Here is a 15,952-nt window from a genome sequence, read left to right on the forward strand (position 1 = left end):
GTGAGCGGCGGCGGCGCAACTGCAAACTACTCGCAACAGGAACGGCCACCCTCGCCGGCTCGTTTCGAGGCCAAGTAATTCCTTACAGGAGAGTGACATGGCCACGCGTAACGAGACTCGTGAGCGCAATCGGCGCAGCACGAACGGGAACCGCAAGAGCGATTCCACCGAGCGGAGTGCCTTTAGCTTCGGGACCGGTGACACAGGCGCCGCCCCGTTGCTCGGCGCCCTAGCCGCCGGCGCGGCGATCGGTATCGGTGCCAATTGGGCGCGCAAGTTCATCCAGCAAAAGTCGGAATCGATGATGGCTGGCGGCGAGTGGGACCAGATCCTGGCGCTCGAGCACAAGGCGACCCTTGCCAAGTTCGACCTGCTGCTCGCTACCGACGACAGCGACACCGGCAAGCGCGCGAGCCTGGTCAAGACCATCCACTATGCGCTGAACAAGCATGCGCACCAGGAAGAGCAGGTCGTCTATCCGGCGCTTCGCCAGGCCAATGAGACGGTCGATGCCGACCATCTCGAGCATGAGCATGGCTATGTGAAGACCTACCTTTATCGCCTCGAGAACATGGAAAAGGACTCGGCCGAGTTCCTTCCGACCGTTCGCGAGTTCCGCCAGCTGATCGAAGAGCATGCGCGAATGGAGGAGGAGCAGGTCTATCCCCGCTTCAAGGCCGCGCTGACGCCCGAGCAGGACAAGAAGATCTCCATGCTGATGAACAAGGAAGGCATGAAGATGAATTGAGCCGTCCGCCCGGCCAACGCCCGGGCACGGTTCTCGTAAGGGAGGGCTCCGACAGCGACGTCGGGGCCTTTTCTCTTTCAGGCTAGCCCACCAGCCTCAATTGTTCGGCCGCGGCGAGTGTGACGCCGTCGTCCCCTACGAACCGAGCAAGACGGGCGGCGACTTCGGCGTCGACCGCGAACCGCCCGGGCAGCAGCAGCACGGCCTCGCGATCGCCGCTGACCGGCACCGACAGGCGGACCATTCCGCTCCCCGCTTCGCAGCGGGCGATCTCGCCGAGTACTGCCTCCAGCACGGATGCTTCCGGCACGCGCACCGTCAGTTCGACCCGGCTCCGGCGAGCTAGCTCCTCGAGGGGCTGGAAGCGCTTGATGGTCACGCGCGGCTGTTCCTCGCCGGGCCGCCGGTCGAGTTCGACCGACAGCAACCCGCATTGCCCCGCCTTCGCCGCCGCTTCGACGGCCGCGGCCGCCTCGACGTCGAATACCGTCGCATCGAACTGGCCGCCGCTGTCGCTGAAGCGGGCCATGAGGAAGCGCCGGCCACGCTGCGACGTACGCCAACGCGCTTCCTCCACCAGCCCCGCCATGGTCGCGCCTCCCCTGCCCTCTGCCGGGATGGGCACCGAGGCCAGATCGGTCGAGACCCGGACGCGGTGGGCGGAAAGGAGGTGCTTGTGGTGATCGACCGGGTGAGCGGAAAAGTAGAAGCCGAACGCGTCGCGCTCCGCCGCCATACGTTCCGCCAGCGTCCAGTGGGTGTCGCGTGGAAGGCGGATAGCGGTCATGCTTTCCGCTGCGTCCGCGCCGCCGAACAGCCCGCCCTGCCCGCTCGTCCGCTCGCCATGGGCAGACTGGGCATGCGCGAGGATGGTCTCCGCGCCCGCATGGACCGCGGCCCGATCGGAATTGAGCCCGTCCAGGGCGCCAGCCGCCGCCAGGCTCTCCAACTGGCGCCGGTTGAGAATCCGGGGATCGATCCGCGCCGCAAAATCCTCAAGGCTGGAGAAGGACTTCTTGAGCCGCTCGGCGACCAGCTCCTCCATCGCCTTTTCGCCGACGCCCTTGAGCGCGCCGAGGGCATAGCGGACTGACAGGCCTGCCGAACCGTCCTCGACGTCGAACGCGGCTTCACTGGCGTTGATGTCGGGCGGAAGCAGGGTCAGCCCTAGTCGCCGGAGATCGTCGACGAACAAGCAGAGCTTGTCGGTCTGGTGAATGTCGTAGCTCATCGAGGCGGCGAAGAACTCCGCCGGATGATGCGCCTTCAGCCAGGCCGTATGGTAGGCGACAAGGGCGTAGGCGGCCGCGTGGCTCTTGTTGAAGCCGTACCCTGCGAACTTATCGATCAAGTCGAAGAGTTCGTTGGCCTTGGCGGACTTGATGTCCTTGACCGCGCAACCCTCGACGAAACGGGCGCGCTGGGCGTCCATCTCGCTCTTGATCTTCTTGCCCATGGCGCGGCGCAGCAAGTCCGCTTCGCCGAGGCTGTAGCCGGCGAGCACCTGCGCCGCCTGCATCACCTGTTCCTGGTAGACGAAGATGCCGTAGGTTTCCTTCAGCACGTCTTCCAAAAGCGGGTGAGGATATTCAATGATCTGCCGGCCGTTCTTGCGGTCGCCGAACAGAGGAATGTTGTCCATCGGGCCGGGACGGTAGAGCGACACCAGCGCGATGATGTCGCCGAAGCTGGTTGGCCGGACCGCGGCCAGCGTCCGTCGCATGCCTTCCGATTCAAGCTGGAACACGCCGACCGTATCGCCGCGCTGGAGCAATTCGTAGACCTTGGGATCCTCCCAGCCGAGCTTGGCAAAGTCGACTTCGACCCCTCGCTTGGCGAGCAGGCGCTGGCCTTCCTTCAGTACCGACAGGGTCTTGAGGCCCAGAAAGTCGAACTTCACCAGTCCAGCGCCCTCAACATATTTCATGTCGAACTGGGTGACCGGCATGTCCGAGCGCGGATCGCGGTGGAGCGGCACCAGCTCCTGCAACGGCCGATCCCCGATGACCACGCCGGCGGCATGGGTCGAGCTGTGGCGCGGCAGGCCTTCGAGCTTCATGGCGAGATCGAACAAGCGCTTCACCTGCGGCTCGTTCTTCACTTCCGCCGCCAACTCGCTGACACCGTTCAGCGAACGCTCCAGCGTCCACGGATCGGTTGGGTGATTGGGGACGAGCTTCGCGAGCCGGTCGACATGGCCGTAGCTCATCTGCAGTACGCGGCCGGTGTCCTTGAGCACGGCGCGAGCCTTGAGGCGCCCGAAGGTGATGATCTGCGCCACCTTGTCCCGCCCGTACTTCTCCTGGACGTAGCGGATCACCCGGTCGCGATGCGTTTCGCAGAAGTCGATGTCGAAGTCCGGCATCGACACTCGCTCGGGGTTGAGGAAGCGCTCGAACAGCAGCCCCAAGGCGAGCGGGTCGAGGTCGGTGATGAGCAAAGCCCAGGCGACCGCCGAGCCCGCGCCGGAACCACGCCCCGGTCCCACCGGAATATCGTTGTTCTTGGCCCATTGGATGAAGTCGGCGACGATCAGGAAGTAGCCCGCGAAGCCCATCCGGACGATGACGTCGAGTTCGAAGTCCAGCCGCTCGCGATAAGCGGGCTTCAGTTCCTCGGCATAAGCCGCGATACGCTTCTCGAGTCCCGCCCGTGCTGCCGCCCGCAGCGCTTCATCCTCGTCCTCACCCATGCGCGGCAGGATCGGTCGGCGCTTGGGCGCGGCCACCGCACAGCGGCGTGCAATGACGAGCGTGTTTGCAAGCGCTTCCGGCAGATCATCGAACAGCTCGGACATCGCGGCTTCGGGCTTCAGCCAGGCATGCTCACTCGAACGCGGGCGCTCGGCCTCGTCGACGTAGGCACTGTTGGCAATGCACAGCATGGCGTCATGCGCCGCGTGGAAGTCGGGTTCAGCGTAGAGAGCCGGATTGGTAGCGACGATCGGGAGGTTCAGGGTGTCGGCGAGGTCGAGCAGCGCTCCTTCGGCAGCTTCCTCAGCGGCGTCGCCGCGACGGCTGATCTCCACATAGAGCCGATCCGGAAAGATTGCCGCCAGCTCGCCCAGCGCTACGTGCGCCTTGCTGGCCTGCCCATCTGCAAGAAGGCGCACGACGCTCCCCTCCCCGCCCGCAGTCATGGCAATCAAGCCTTCGCTATGGGTCCTCAGGTCGGCCAGCGTGACATGGGGATCGAGGTGATCCGGCCGCTCCATGTGCGCCTTGCTCACCAGCCGGCAGAGATTGGCGTAACCGCCCTCGTCCTTGGCGAGCAGAACCAGCCAGTCGACCGTTTCTTCCTTCCCGCCCCAGGCCGCCGGCCGACCGAGTCCCAGCGTCGCGCCGATGATCGGCTGCACGCCGGCGTCCATCGCCGCCTCGCTGAAAGCCATGGCAGCATAGAGTCCGTTGCGATCGGTCAGGCCGGCGGCGGGAAAGCCGAGCTTCTTTGCTAACTTGGCCAGCGCCTTCGGCTCGATCGCCCCCTCCAGCATGGAGAAGGAAGAAAGGATGCGAAGGGGAACGAAGGCCATTGCGGGACTATAATCTAGTCACGCCGCAGGGAAAGCGGAAGGGGCGACTTATCCCCAGGATCGTCGGTCAGTTCCCCCGCCAGCGACCATCAACGATGTCGCGGATCTCGCTGATCCGTCCACGATAGGAATCCGCGACGCAGGCATCGTTGCGGCAGCGGTCGCGGAAGGTGAGGAAGCGGTTGCGAGTCCGTTCGAGCAGACGGCGCGTGTCCGCGTCCGAGCCGCGGAAGGCGGTCTGGTAGAAGTTCGCCATCTGCCGATCGAGCGCGGCGAGCTCCGGACTGTTGCAGACCGCGACTTCGCCGCGGGTGCGGGCGTTGGCGCAGTTGAAGCTGGGCCGGACGTTGGCGCTTGGCGGCACTGCGGCAGGCGGCGGAGGGGTTTGGTCGGGGCTAGCATTGCCCGGCTGCGGCGCTTCGGGCGGCGGCGGCGCGCCTGGTGCGACCGGCACGCCTAGGTCGGGCTGCTGGACATTGCCGGTGGCATCAGCTGGCGTCGCTTCACCAGTTCGGGCGAGGGTGGCAAGCGGCACGACAATGCCTTCCGCGCCAGTCAGGCTGACCACGTCGCCGCTACTGTCGGCGGCGGGCTGAAGACTGTAGCCGAGGTTGGCCGTGAGCGTGCGCCGGCCGCCAACGACCTGGACGCCGGGCGGGAGGTCGAGCGCCGCCTCGGCCTGGCAGCTCACCCGTTCCAATCCCTCGTCCTGCTCGCGCAGGACCGGGTTGCTGACGCGCAGGGCCGCATAAGCCGCGAGGCGATCGAACGCGGCCTGGTCAGAGCCGCGCGTGGCGGCTGCCTGGCGGAACAATTCGCGCTTGATGAGTTCGTAAGTGGCCGGCGCGGCGCAGCGCGTTTCGGGATCGGCTGCGGCGGCTTCCTGTTCGTTGTCGCCTTCGCCGCCAACCGCGTCCGAACCCGCGCCGCCCCTGGTCAGCGAGAGGCCGAACAAGACGGCGCCGAGCAGCAGCAAGCCGCCGATGATCAAGAGCCAGCGATTGGGACTGGAGCGGGACCGTCCTTGCTGGGGCGGAGGCGGTGAACGGGGCGGCTCACCCCTGTCGAACGGATCCATGCGCTCCTCGCGCGGCTCACGCCTCTGGCCGTAGCCATAGCGGTCGTCCTCGCCCCGGCGGAACCGCGGATCGGGCCCGCGGTCATTGCCCTGACCCGCATCGCGGCGGCCGCCAAGACGGGGATCGAAACCGCCGGGAGGCGGACTGTCGCGGTCGTAAGGTGGACGCTCACTCATAGCGCCCCGAACGCATCAGGCCGGCTTTGGTCCCAGCATCTCGAGCCGCCCTTCGTGGAGGCGGATCACACGGTCCATCTTGCGGGCCAGCCGCTCGTTATGGGTGGCGACCAGCGCGGCGCTGCCTTCCTTGCGAACGAGGTGGAGGAATTCGGCGAGCACCACGTCGGCGGTATGCTCGTCGAGATTGCCGGTGGGCTCGTCCGCGAGGACCAGCGGCGGACGATTGGCGAGCGCGCGGGCGACCGCCACGCGCTGCTGCTCGCCGCCACTGAGCTTGGCAGGCCGATGGTCGAGGCGGTGGCCGAGGCCGAGTGCCGTCAGCAGCGCAATGGCCCGTTCGCGCGCGGGCTCAGGGTCAGCGCCGCGGATGAGCTGCGGCAGGGTGACATTCTCGATGGCCGTGAAGTCCGGCAGCAGGTGGTGGAACTGGTAGACGAATCCGAGCGCCTCGCGTCGGAGGTCGGTCCGCTCGTCCGTGTCCAGCGCTTCCGCCTGACGGCCATTGATTCGGATGGACCCTTGGAAGCCACCCTCGAGCAGGCCGACGGCCTGAAGCAGGGTCGATTTACCCGAGCCCGACGGTCCAAGAAGGGCGACGATCTCGCCAGGCTGGACGGCAAGATCGACGCCGCGCAGCACCTCGATGGTGACGTCGGCCTGAGTGAAGGACCGGCGGAGGTCCCTCGTCGCGAGAACCGCCTCACTCATAACGAAGCACCTGCACCGGATCCGTGCTCGCCGCCTTCCACGCGGGATAGAGCGTCGACAGGAAGCTGAGGACGAATGCCGTAACCACGATCGCCGTCACCTCGACCGGATCAGTCTTGCTCGGCAGCTCGGAAAGAAAGCGGACGCTCGGGTCCCAGAGGTTCTGGCCGGTCATCCACTGGATCGCGTCGACGATCGGCTGGCGGAAGAAAAGGAAGATGGCGCCGAGCAGCAGCCCAAACGCGATCCCCAGCGAGCCAATGGTGGTTCCGACGGTCACGAACACCTTCATCATGCCCTTCCGGCTCGCGCCCATGGTGCGCAGGATGGCGATGTCGCGGGTCTTGGCGCGGACCAGCATGATCAGGCTCGACAGGATGTTGAATACCGCCACGAGGATGATCAGCGAAAGGACCACGAACATCGCCACCCTCTCGACTTCCAGTGCCTCGAAGATGGCGGCGTTCATGCTGCGCCAGTCGACCGCTTCGCCGCGCCCCTGGATGAGCTGGCGTAGCGCCGGCATCTGATCGTCGATGCGATCGGGGTCGGTGACCTTGATCTCGATGTTACTGACCGCATCACCGAGCATCATGAAGGTCTGCGCGTCCTCCATCGGCATGATGACGAAGGCATTGTCATAGTCGTAGACGCCCACCTCGAAGGTAGCTGCGACGGTGTAGCTGACGATGCGCGGGACGGTGCCGACGGGCGTTGCTCGGCCGTCCGGGCTGATCAGGCTGATCTCGCCGCCAGGATAGGTGCCGAGCTGCAGGGCAAGCCGGGTGCCGATGGCCACGCAATTGCAGCCGGGCCTGAGGTTGGCGAAGCTGCCGCTCTTCACACCGCCCGACAGCACCGGGTTCTCGCGGATGTCCGAAAGGCGCATGCCGCGCACCAGCACGCCTTCGACCCGGCCGTTGGCGCTGGCCATCAGAGGCTGCTCGATCAGCGGGAGCGCGGAAGTGACGCCCGGGACCTTGCGGGTCCCGTCGGCGATGGCCTGCCAGCCTTCGATCCGCCCGTCATAACCGGTCATGATGGCATGGCCATTGAGGCCCGCCGTCTTCTCGAACAGTTCGGCGCGGAAGCCGTTCATCACGCTCATGACGATGATCAGGGCCGCGACGCCGAGTGCGACGGCCCCGAGGCTGATCATCGAGACGAGAAAGATGAAACGCTCGCCTTCTCCCTTGCCGGGAAGCAGGTAGCGCTTGGCAATGATCCGCTCATAGCGGTTGAGGATCATGCGGTGAGCCTCGCCAAGGCGCTCTCGATGCTGAGCTCCTGCTTCTCGCCGGTGCGCCGGTCCTTGAGCTCGACGGTCCCGGCGGCCAGGCCGCGCGGACCGAGGATGAGCTGCTTGGGCAGGCCCATCAGGTCCATGCCGGCGAGCTTGGCCCCGCCCCGCTCGTCGCGATCGTCGTAGAGGGTGTCGACGCCAGCTTCGGTCAGCTTGGCATAGAGATCGGAAGCCGCTGCCTGCGACGCCGCATCGTCGCCGCGCATCGTGACGAGGCCGACCTGCCAGGGCGCCACCGCCTCGGGCCAGACGATGCCATTGTCGTCATGGCTAGCCTCGATGATCGCGCCAACCAAGCGGCTGACGCCAACGCCGTAGCTGCCCATGTGCGGAACGACGGTGCTTCCGTCGGGACCCGACACCTTCAGACCCATGGCATCGCTGTATTTGGTGCCGAAGTAGAAGATGTGGCCTACCTCGATTCCGCGGCCGGTGCGCTGGCGATCGGCGGGCAGCTCGGCCCACTTTGCCTCGTCATGCGTCTCGTCGGTGGCGGCGTAGGTATTGTTCACCCGGTCGAACAAGCCCTTCAGCCCCGCCTCGTCGGCATAGTTGAGGTCGGACTGGCTCCAGTCGAAGCTGTCGTAGGCAGCGTCGTAGAAGACCTCGCTTTCGCCGGTCGGCGCAAGGACGATGAATTCGTGGCTGAGGTCGCCACCGATCGGGCCGTTGGCGGCGCGCATCGGCACCGCCTGGATGCCCAGCCGCTGGAAGGTGCGCAGATAGGCGAGCATCTGCTTGTAGTAGCTGAGCCGCGCGCCCGCCTCGTCGAGGTCGAAGCTGTAGGCGTCCTTCATCAGGAACTCGCGCCCGCGCATGACACCGAAGCGCGGGCGGACCTCGTCCCGGAACTTCCACTGAATATGGTAAAGCGTGCGCGGGAGTTCGCGGTAGGAACGCGTCTCAGCCGCGAACAGCGCGGTGATCATCTCCTCGTTGGTCGGACCGTAGAGGATCTCGCGCTCGTGGCGGTCGCGAATGCGCAGCATCTCAGGGCCGTAGGCGTCGTAGCGCCCGCTCTGCCGCCACAGGTCGGCGGACTGGAGAGTCGGCATGAGCAGTTCGATGGCGCCTGCCTTATCCTGCTCCTCGCGCACGATCTGCTCAATCTTCTTGAGCACCCGGTGGCCGAGCGGAAGCCAGGCATAGATACCGGCAGCGGTCTGGCGGACGAGCCCGGCGCGGAGCATCAGCTTGTGGCTGACGATCTGGGCGTCGGCTGGGCTCTCCTTGAGGACGGGAAGGAAGGCTTGGGAAAGGCGCATGTGCCGCTCCCTAGAGGCCGCCAGATGAACAGGCAATCACCGCCCTCCTGTTGCCGCTCCGACACAATGGCTGTGGAAAACTCGTCACGGCTAGGTCCTTCCTGATGACAAGTGGCGGAAAAGGCGGCAGCAATCAGTCTCCAAGCCGCGGCATACTCCTGCCGCGAAAGGTCCAAGGGGGCTGACGAGCAATCGTCACGCGAAGGCGCCCGGGTCGCTCTCACGAGCGGCCCGGGCGTTTTGCTTGTTCGGTAGCTTGCGGTTGACAGCCACTGCCTGCGCACGTAGCTGCGTTCCAGCGTATTAGCACGATGGAACAAACCGCCCCCTCCCCCGCCCCGACCCGCGACGGCGCTTTCCTGACGGAGGAGCTGTGCCGTGCGCTGCTTACACCGCAATCGTCCGAGGAGATGGCGCGGCTGCTGACGGATCTCTGCACGCCGCAGGAGATACGCACGCTTGCCGAGCGCTGGCACGTCGCCCGCCTGCTCGACGGGACCGACCTCTCCTATCGCGACATTCACGACGCCACCGGCGTTTCCACTACCACGATCGTCCGCGTGGCGCGCTTTCTGCGCCAGGAGCCACACCAAGGTTATCGCGCGGCCATCGACGCCCTCGCTGGAGCAAAGAATGCTGATTGACGCCGATCGGCTGCACATCGCCATCCAGAAGAATGGCCGACTGGCCGACATCAGCCGCGAGTTGTTGAAGGACGCCGGCCTGCGCCTCCAGAATGGTCGCAATGCGCTGACGGCGCGCGTGGAGAATTTTGCCGCCGACATCATGTTCGTACGCGACGACGACATTCCGACGTTTGTCGCGGACGGTGTCTGCGAATTCGGGATCGTCGGCGGCAATGTGCTGGAAGAGTTCCGGCTGTCGTCCGGCGAACCCGATATAGAGGTGGTGGCGCCGCTCGGCGTGGCGCGCTGCTCGCTCAAGCTGGCGGCCCCGGAGACGGTCGATTGGAGCGGTCCGGCGATGCTGGAGGGTCAGCGTATCGCAACCTCTTATCCCAAGATCGTGGATGGCTGGCTTGCCGGGCAGGGTATCCGGGCTAGCGTGGTGAAGATGAACGGCGCAGTTGAGCTGGCACCGCGCCTCAAGATCGCACCATTCATCTGCGACCTGGTGTCCACCGGCGCCACCCTCGAAGCCAATGGCCTGCGCGCCGTCGCCGATGTGTTCGACAGCGAAGCCGTGCTGATACGGACGACGCGCCCGGTCCCGGCGCAGCGCCAGGCGCTCGGCGAATCGCTGCTCAGCCGCATCGACGGCGTTCTCACGACCAAGGACGCGAAATACATCCTCCTCAACGCGCCGTCCGAAGCGCTGCCGGCGATCACCCGCATCCTGCCCGGTGCCGATGCGCCGACGATCATTCCCCTGCACGGCCGTCCCGGCCATTTCGCGGTCCATGCCGTCGCCCGGGAATCCGTCTTCTGGGAGACGCTGGAAAAGCTGAAGGAGGCGGGCGCATCGGCGATTCTCGTCCTTCCCATCGAAAAGATGATGCCGTGACTCCTCTTGTCTGGTCCGAACTGACAGCGGCAGAGCAGAGAGCCGCCCTCGCCCGTCCCGCAGCCCGACGCTCGCCGGAGCTGGTAGCCGGCGTGACGGCCATCATCGAAGAGGTGCGTGACGGAGGCTGGAACGCCCTGGTCCGGATCGCCGAGCGCATCGACGGTCGTGCGCCGGAAAAGGTGACGGTCGCCCCGATCGCCGCCGCCGCCCGCGCTGCCCTGCCGCCCCAGGACGTCGCCGCGATAGAGCTCGCCGCACGCAACATCAGCGCTTTCCATGAGGCCAGCCGACCCAGCGACACCTTGGTCGAAACCATGCCCGGCCTTACGGTCGAGAAGGCGTGGCGCCCTCTTGATCGCGTCGGCCTTTACGTGCCCGGCGGTGCCACCCCCCTCTTCTCGACCCTGCTGATGCTGGCGCTTCCCGCTCGGGCGGCGGGTGTCAGCGAGATTATCGTTGTCACGCCACCGAGCGAGCACGGCCTTGCCCCCGCCATCGCGCTTGCCGCCGAGCTGTGCGGGATTCAAGCCGTCTGGACCGTCGGCGGCGCACAGGCGGTGGCGGCCCTCGCCTTCGGCGCAGGTGACATTCCTGCGGTCCCCAAGGTCTGCGGTCCGGGCAACGCCTGGGTGGCCGAAGCCAAGACCCAGGTCAGTGCGCTTCCGGGTGGCCCGGCCATCGACATGCCCGCGGGCCCGTCCGAGCTGATGGTCATCGCTGACGAAGGCGCTTCGCCCTCCATGGTGGCCGCCGACCTGCTCAGTCAAGCTGAACATGACGCTTCCGCGCAGGTGCTGCTGGTAACCACCGACGCGATCCTTGCTGCGCGCATTGCCGAAGAAGTCGCGCAGCAGGTCGCCATGCTGCCGCGTGCCGACCTCGCCCGGCAGTCGCTGGAGCATGGCCGGACTATCATCGCCCGCAGCCTCGACGAGGCCGCAGTCATCGCAAACACCTATGCGCCCGAGCATCTCTGCCTGGCCGTCGATAATCCCGAGCCCATGGTCCGCGCCGTTTCCAATGCGGGCGCCATCTTCGCTGGTCATGCCGCGGCGGAGAGCTTCGGTGATTATCTGGCGGGCTCCAGCCATGTCCTTCCGACCGATGGCGCTGCCCGCGCCTGGAGCGGTATTACCGTGCAAAGTTTCATGAAGGCGATCAGTATCCAGCGCGTCTCGGTTGAGGCCGGTCGCGCCCTTGCCGCTCCGGCAGCGGCGCTGGCCCGGCTCGAGGCACTTGAAGCCCACGCCCGTGCGGCGGAAGCGAGGGCGGGATGATCGGCCTCGCCCGGCGCCTCGCGCGTCCTGAGATCCTTGCGCTCGCCCCCTTCGACCTCGGCAACCGCGCGCCCGATCCCGACGCGATCAAGCTCGACGCCAACGAGAGTCCGTTCGGCCCTCTGTCGGGTGGAAGCGTCGCCGCCGGCGTGAACCGCTATCCCGAACCCCAGCCGCAGCGTCTGCGTGGCGCCATGGCGTCACTCTATGGCGTTGCACCCGAGCAGTTCCTGATCACCCGGGGCGGCGACGATGCCATCGACCTTCTCTGCCGCACTTTCCTGCGCGGAGCCGAGGACAAGGTTGCGGTCACGACGCCGAGCTTTTCGGCATATGCCCACTTCGCGCAACTGCAGGGCGCGACCGTCGTCGAGATCCCGCTCAATCCGAACTTTGATCTCGACGCCGACCCGGTGGTCGCCACTGTGGAGGGCGATCCGTCCTTCAAGCTGCTTTTCCTCTGCACGCCGAACAATCCGACCGGCAACGCCGTCGATCCCGCAATCATCCTGCGTATCGTGGATGCCCTCCCCGACGTCATGATCATCGCCGACGAGGCCTATCTCGAGTTCAGCGACAGCACCTCCTTGGTCGCGGAAGCGATCGCGCGTCCTAACCTGCTAGTGCTCAAGACCCTCTCCAAGGCTTTCGCGCTCGCCGGAGCGCGTGTTGGTGGGCTTGTCGGACCGACGGAAACGCTGGAGATCGTTGCCCGCGCGCTGCCGCCCTACCCGCTTCCGACCCTCTCGATTGCGGCGGCGCTCGAGGCGCTGCAGCCCGCGCGGCGTGCCGTGCACCGGGAGCGGATCGCGCAGCTGCTGTCGGAGCGGGACCGCGTCGCGCCCCTGATCGCCCGTTCGCCGCACGTCCGTCGGGTCTTTCCGAGCGCAGGCAACTTCCTCTTCCTCGAGACGAGCGATACGGAAGCGCTTGCGGCGCGCCTGAGCGCGGAGGGCATTCGCGTCCGCTACCGTCCCAATGCCGCGCCCGGCGGCATTCGCCTCACCATCGGTACGCGCGAAGAGAATGACGCCGCCCTTGCTGCCTTCGGTGTTTCCGTCGGACAGACTGCTTCCCGCCGCGCCGAGATCGCTCGCGACACCAAGGAAACCCGCATTGCCCTTGCGCTCGATCTCGATCGGGAGGCACCGCGGCGGATCGACACAGGCATTCCCTACTACGATCACATGCTGGACCAGGTGGCGGCGCATGGCGGTTTCAGCCTGATCCTTGCTTGTGAGGGCGATCTCGAGATCGATCCCCATCACACAATCGAGGATGTCGCCATTGCGCTTGGCCAAGGGCTCAAGGCAGCACTCGGCGACAAGCGCGGGATCGGACGCTTCGGCTTTGCACTGCCGATGGACGAGACCGAAGCACAGGTACTGATCGACCTGTCGGGCCGCCCGTTCGCCAAGTTCGACGGATCCTTCGAGGCTTCGCATATCGGAGACTATCCGACCGAGATGACGCCGCACGTCTTTCGCAGCCTCGCGGACAGTCTCGGGGCCGCTATCCACGTGCGCGTCGCGGGCGAGAACGACCATCACAAGGTCGAGGCCTGCTTCAAAGCCTTCGGCAGAGCCTTGCGCCAAGCCCTTGCGATCGAGGGAAGAGTCGACTCGCTGCCAAGCACCAAGGGCATGCTGTGAGCGCTCGAGTCACTCTGGTCGACGTCGGCTATGGCAATATCAACTCGATCGAGACCGCACTTCGCCGCCTCGGTGCCGAGGTCGTTCGGAGCGGGGATCCGCAAGGAGTCGCCATGGCCGAACGGCTGCTGCTCCCGGGAGTCGGTGCCGCTGGTTATGCAATGGAGCGGATCGACACACTTGGCCTCGCGCCGGCGCTCAAGGCCTATCGCCGTCCCGCCCTTGGCATCTGCCTTGGAATGCACCTGCTCTTCGAGCGCAGCGAGGAGGGTGACGTCCAATCTCTCGGGCTGATCCCCGGGGTGATTCGCAGACTTGCTTCTGCGCCCGGCCTGACGGTGCCGCACATGGGCTGGAGCAGGCTTGAGGTGCTTAGCGAGGAAGCTGGCATAAACGACGGCGACTACGTCTATTTTGCACATAGCTATGCGGCTGAGGACGGCCCGGCCACGATCGCCCGGGCGCTGCATGGCACCACCATCCCTGCCATCGTGCGCAGCGCCAACTGGACCGGCGCGCAATTCCACCCCGAGCGATCCGGTGCTGCCGGCGCGCGCTTCCTGAAGGCCTGGCTCGACGCATGATACTCTATCCCGCCATGGACCTGATCGGCGGCCGCATTGTGCGGCTGCGCCAGGGGCGCTTCGACGAGGTGACCTTCTACGCGCCCGCGCCTGCAGCCGCGCTGGCTTCATTCGCCGAAGCAGGCGCGGAGTGGGCGCATGTCGTCGACCTGGACGGCGCCAAGGCTGGCGAACCCGCCCAGCATGCCCTTCTCGCCGGGCTTGCAGGTTCGACCACGCTCAAGCTGCAGGTCGCCGGGGGCGTGCGCACCGCCGGCCACGTGGCGGCCCTGCTCGACGCTGGCGCAGCGCGCGTGGTGGTCGGCAGCCTCGCCGTGCGCGACCCGGAAGCCACCAGTGTCCTGCTCGAGCGGTTCGGGCCGGAGCGGATCACCCTCTCGCTCGACGTGCGCATGATTGACGGGGTGCCGCTCGTCGCGACGCATGGCTGGCAGGAGGATAGCGGATTGAGCCTGTGGGACGTCGCCGCGCGCTACCCTGCCGCCCGCCACCTGCTGCTGACCGATATCGGGCGTGACGGCATGCTTCAGGGCCCCAATCACGAACTTCTCGCCGAAGCGGTCACCCGCCTTCCCCATCTCGCCGTCCAGGCCAGCGGGGGCGTGACCGGCCTCAGTGACCTCGACCGGCTCACCACCGATGGTGCCATCCTCGGTCGCGCGATGTGGGAGGGAAGGATCGACCTTGCGGAGGCGCTCCGTGCCTGCCGCTAGGATCATCCCCTGCCTCGATGTGGCGGAAGGCCGCGTGGTGAAGGGCGTCCGGTTCCGCGACCATCGCGACATCGGCGACATCGTCGAACATGCGCTGCGCTATTCGGCCGAGGGAGCAGACGAACTGGTCTTCTACGAGATCAAGGCAAGCGCCGAAGGCCGCAGCCTCGACCTCGGCTGGGTCGAGCGGGTCGCGGCCGTCATCGACATTCCCTTCTGCGTCGCCGGCGGAATCCGTGATCGTGAGACCGCTGCCGCCGTCCTCGAAGCGGGGGCGGACAAGGTGTCGGTCAATTCGCCGGCGCTCGAGGATCCCGACCTGATCACCAAGCTCGCGCGCGACTTCGGCAGCCAGTGCGTGGTCGTCGGGATCGACAGCCTCGAAGGCGCCGACGGCATCTACCGGGTGAAGCAATATACCGGCTCGCCCAACTCCACCCGCGACAGTGGGCGCGAAGCGGTCGCCTGGGCGCGCGAGGCAGTCGAGCGAGGTGCCGGCGAGATCGTGCTCAACGCCATGGCCCGGGACGGCGTGCGACAGGGCTACGACCTTCCTCATGCGCGTGACGTCATGGCGGCTGTGGACGTGCCGCTGGTTGTCAGCGGCGGGGCGGGTGCGCCCGAGCATTTCCGGGACGCTTTCCGGGCTGGAGCCAGCGGCGCCCTTGCCGCCACGGTCTTCCATGACCGCAAGATTGCCATTCCCGAGCTGAAGGCCTGGCTGGCCGAAGAAGGCATAGAGGTGCGCCGATGATCGACCCTGACCGTCTGGCTTGGGACAAGATGGACGGCCTCATTCCCGCCATCGTGCAGGATAGCGCTACCGGTCAGCTGCTCATGGTCGGCTACATGAACCGCCAGGCGCTCGCCGCGACGCTCGACAGCGGCGAGGTCACCTTCTTCAGCCGCTCCAAGGATCGCCTGTGGCGGAAGGGTGAGACCAGCGGCAACGTGCTGAAGGTCGCCTCACTGCATGGCGACTGCGATGGCGATGCCCTGCTCGTCCTTGCCGAACCGGCAGGGCCCACCTGTCACCTTGGGACCGACAGCTGCTTCGGCACCGAAGCACCGGGCGCGGGCTGGCTCGGCTCCCTGGAACGGATCGTGGCCATGCGGGCCGGGGCCGCACCGGAAGACAGCTATACCGCGCGCCTGCTGGCCGGCGGCCCGGGCAAGGCGGCGCAGAAGGTCGGAGAAGAAGGTGTGGAAGTCGCGCTCGCAGCGGTCAGCCGAGATGCCGCAGGTCTCCGCGAGGAAGCCGGAGACCTGCTTTTCCACCTTCTCGTGACCCTTCGTTCACGCGACGTGAGCCTCGCCTCGGTAATCGAGACTTTGCGGCAGCGGCACAAGCCCATGAGAACGGGGAAAGAACAAAGCGCTTGACA

The 15,952-nt window shown here is 66.4% G+C and carries 14 protein-coding genes; 9 read left to right on the forward strand and 5 right to left on the reverse strand.

Annotated elements, in window-relative coordinates:
• Positions 1 to 97 precede the first annotated feature (97 nt).
• Positions 98 to 748, forward strand: coding sequence for a hemerythrin domain-containing protein (locus JOY29_RS02400; protein WP_300974608.1), 651 nt, complete (start codon positions 98 to 100; stop codon positions 746 to 748).
• 82 nt (positions 749 to 830) lie between these two features.
• Here the strand turns inward: JOY29_RS02400 and dnaE are convergent, their stop codons facing one another.
• The 5 genes from dnaE to proS form a co-directional block, all read right to left on the reverse strand.
• On the reverse strand, positions 831 to 4,280 hold the full coding sequence (gene dnaE, locus JOY29_RS02405) for a DNA polymerase III subunit alpha (protein ID WP_300974609.1): 3,450 nt from the start codon (positions 4,278 to 4,280) through the stop codon (positions 831 to 833).
• Positions 4,281 to 4,347: 67 nt separating this feature from the next.
• Positions 4,348 to 5,535, reverse strand: a complete 1,188-nt coding sequence (locus JOY29_RS02410; RefSeq protein WP_300974610.1) for a hypothetical protein — start codon at positions 5,533 to 5,535, stop codon at positions 4,348 to 4,350.
• 15 nt (positions 5,536 to 5,550) lie between these two features.
• Positions 5,551 to 6,246: an ABC transporter ATP-binding protein gene (locus JOY29_RS02415; RefSeq protein WP_300974611.1), complete on the reverse strand. Its 696-nt coding sequence runs from the start codon at positions 6,244 to 6,246 to the stop codon at positions 5,551 to 5,553.
• Positions 6,239 to 7,495, reverse strand: coding sequence for a lipoprotein-releasing ABC transporter permease subunit (locus JOY29_RS02420; RefSeq protein ID WP_300974612.1), 1,257 nt, complete (start codon positions 7,493 to 7,495; stop codon positions 6,239 to 6,241). The genes JOY29_RS02415 and JOY29_RS02420 overlap by 8 nt, the downstream gene beginning before the upstream one ends.
• On the reverse strand, positions 7,492 to 8,814 hold the full coding sequence (gene proS, locus JOY29_RS02425) for a proline--tRNA ligase (RefSeq protein ID WP_300974613.1): 1,323 nt from the start codon (positions 8,812 to 8,814) through the stop codon (positions 7,492 to 7,494). Before proS ends, JOY29_RS02420 begins: the two co-directional genes overlap by 4 nt.
• Positions 8,815 to 9,125: 311 nt before the next feature.
• On the opposite strand from proS, the gene JOY29_RS02430 reads away from it, so the two are divergent.
• From JOY29_RS02430 to hisIE, 8 genes are read left to right on the forward strand one after another with little or no spacing between them, the layout of a single operon-like run.
• The gene (locus tag JOY29_RS02430; protein ID WP_300974614.1) at positions 9,126 to 9,458 is read left to right on the forward strand and encodes a YerC/YecD family TrpR-related protein; all 333 of its coding nucleotides are present in this window, start codon (positions 9,126 to 9,128) and stop codon (positions 9,456 to 9,458) included.
• A complete protein-coding gene (hisG, locus tag JOY29_RS02435; protein WP_300974615.1) occupies positions 9,448 to 10,338 on the forward strand; it encodes an ATP phosphoribosyltransferase in 891 nt (296 codons plus the stop codon). Before JOY29_RS02430 ends, hisG begins: the two co-directional genes overlap by 11 nt.
• The gene (gene hisD, locus JOY29_RS02440) at positions 10,335 to 11,618 is read left to right on the forward strand and encodes a histidinol dehydrogenase (RefSeq protein ID WP_300974616.1); all 1,284 of its coding nucleotides are present in this window, start codon (positions 10,335 to 10,337) and stop codon (positions 11,616 to 11,618) included. Before hisG ends, hisD begins: the two co-directional genes overlap by 4 nt.
• Positions 11,615 to 13,270, forward strand: coding sequence for a histidinol-phosphate transaminase (hisC, locus tag JOY29_RS02445; protein ID WP_300974617.1), 1,656 nt, complete (start codon positions 11,615 to 11,617; stop codon positions 13,268 to 13,270). Before hisD ends, hisC begins: the two co-directional genes overlap by 4 nt.
• On the forward strand, positions 13,267 to 13,854 hold the full coding sequence (gene hisH, locus JOY29_RS02450; protein WP_300974618.1) for an imidazole glycerol phosphate synthase subunit HisH: 588 nt from the start codon (positions 13,267 to 13,269) through the stop codon (positions 13,852 to 13,854). The genes hisC and hisH overlap by 4 nt, the downstream gene beginning before the upstream one ends.
• Positions 13,851 to 14,567, forward strand: coding sequence for a HisA/HisF-related TIM barrel protein (locus JOY29_RS02455; RefSeq protein ID WP_300974619.1), 717 nt, complete (start codon positions 13,851 to 13,853; stop codon positions 14,565 to 14,567). The genes hisH and JOY29_RS02455 overlap by 4 nt, the downstream gene beginning before the upstream one ends.
• Positions 14,539 to 15,321 (forward strand): imidazole glycerol phosphate synthase subunit HisF, encoded by a 783-nt coding sequence (gene hisF, locus JOY29_RS02460; RefSeq protein ID WP_300974620.1) that lies wholly within the window; start codon positions 14,539 to 14,541, stop codon positions 15,319 to 15,321. The genes JOY29_RS02455 and hisF overlap by 29 nt, the downstream gene beginning before the upstream one ends.
• Complete coding sequence (gene hisIE / locus JOY29_RS02465; RefSeq protein WP_300974621.1) at positions 15,318 to 15,950, forward strand: bifunctional phosphoribosyl-AMP cyclohydrolase/phosphoribosyl-ATP diphosphatase HisIE; 633 nt, start codon at positions 15,318 to 15,320, stop codon at positions 15,948 to 15,950. The genes hisF and hisIE overlap by 4 nt, the downstream gene beginning before the upstream one ends.
• Positions 15,951 to 15,952: the final 2 nt, after the last annotated feature.

Origin of the sequence: Sphingomonas sp. LHG3406-1, from assembly GCF_029637485.1 — a bacterium.
Classification (GTDB): domain Bacteria; phylum Pseudomonadota; class Alphaproteobacteria; order Sphingomonadales; family Sphingomonadaceae; genus Sphingomicrobium.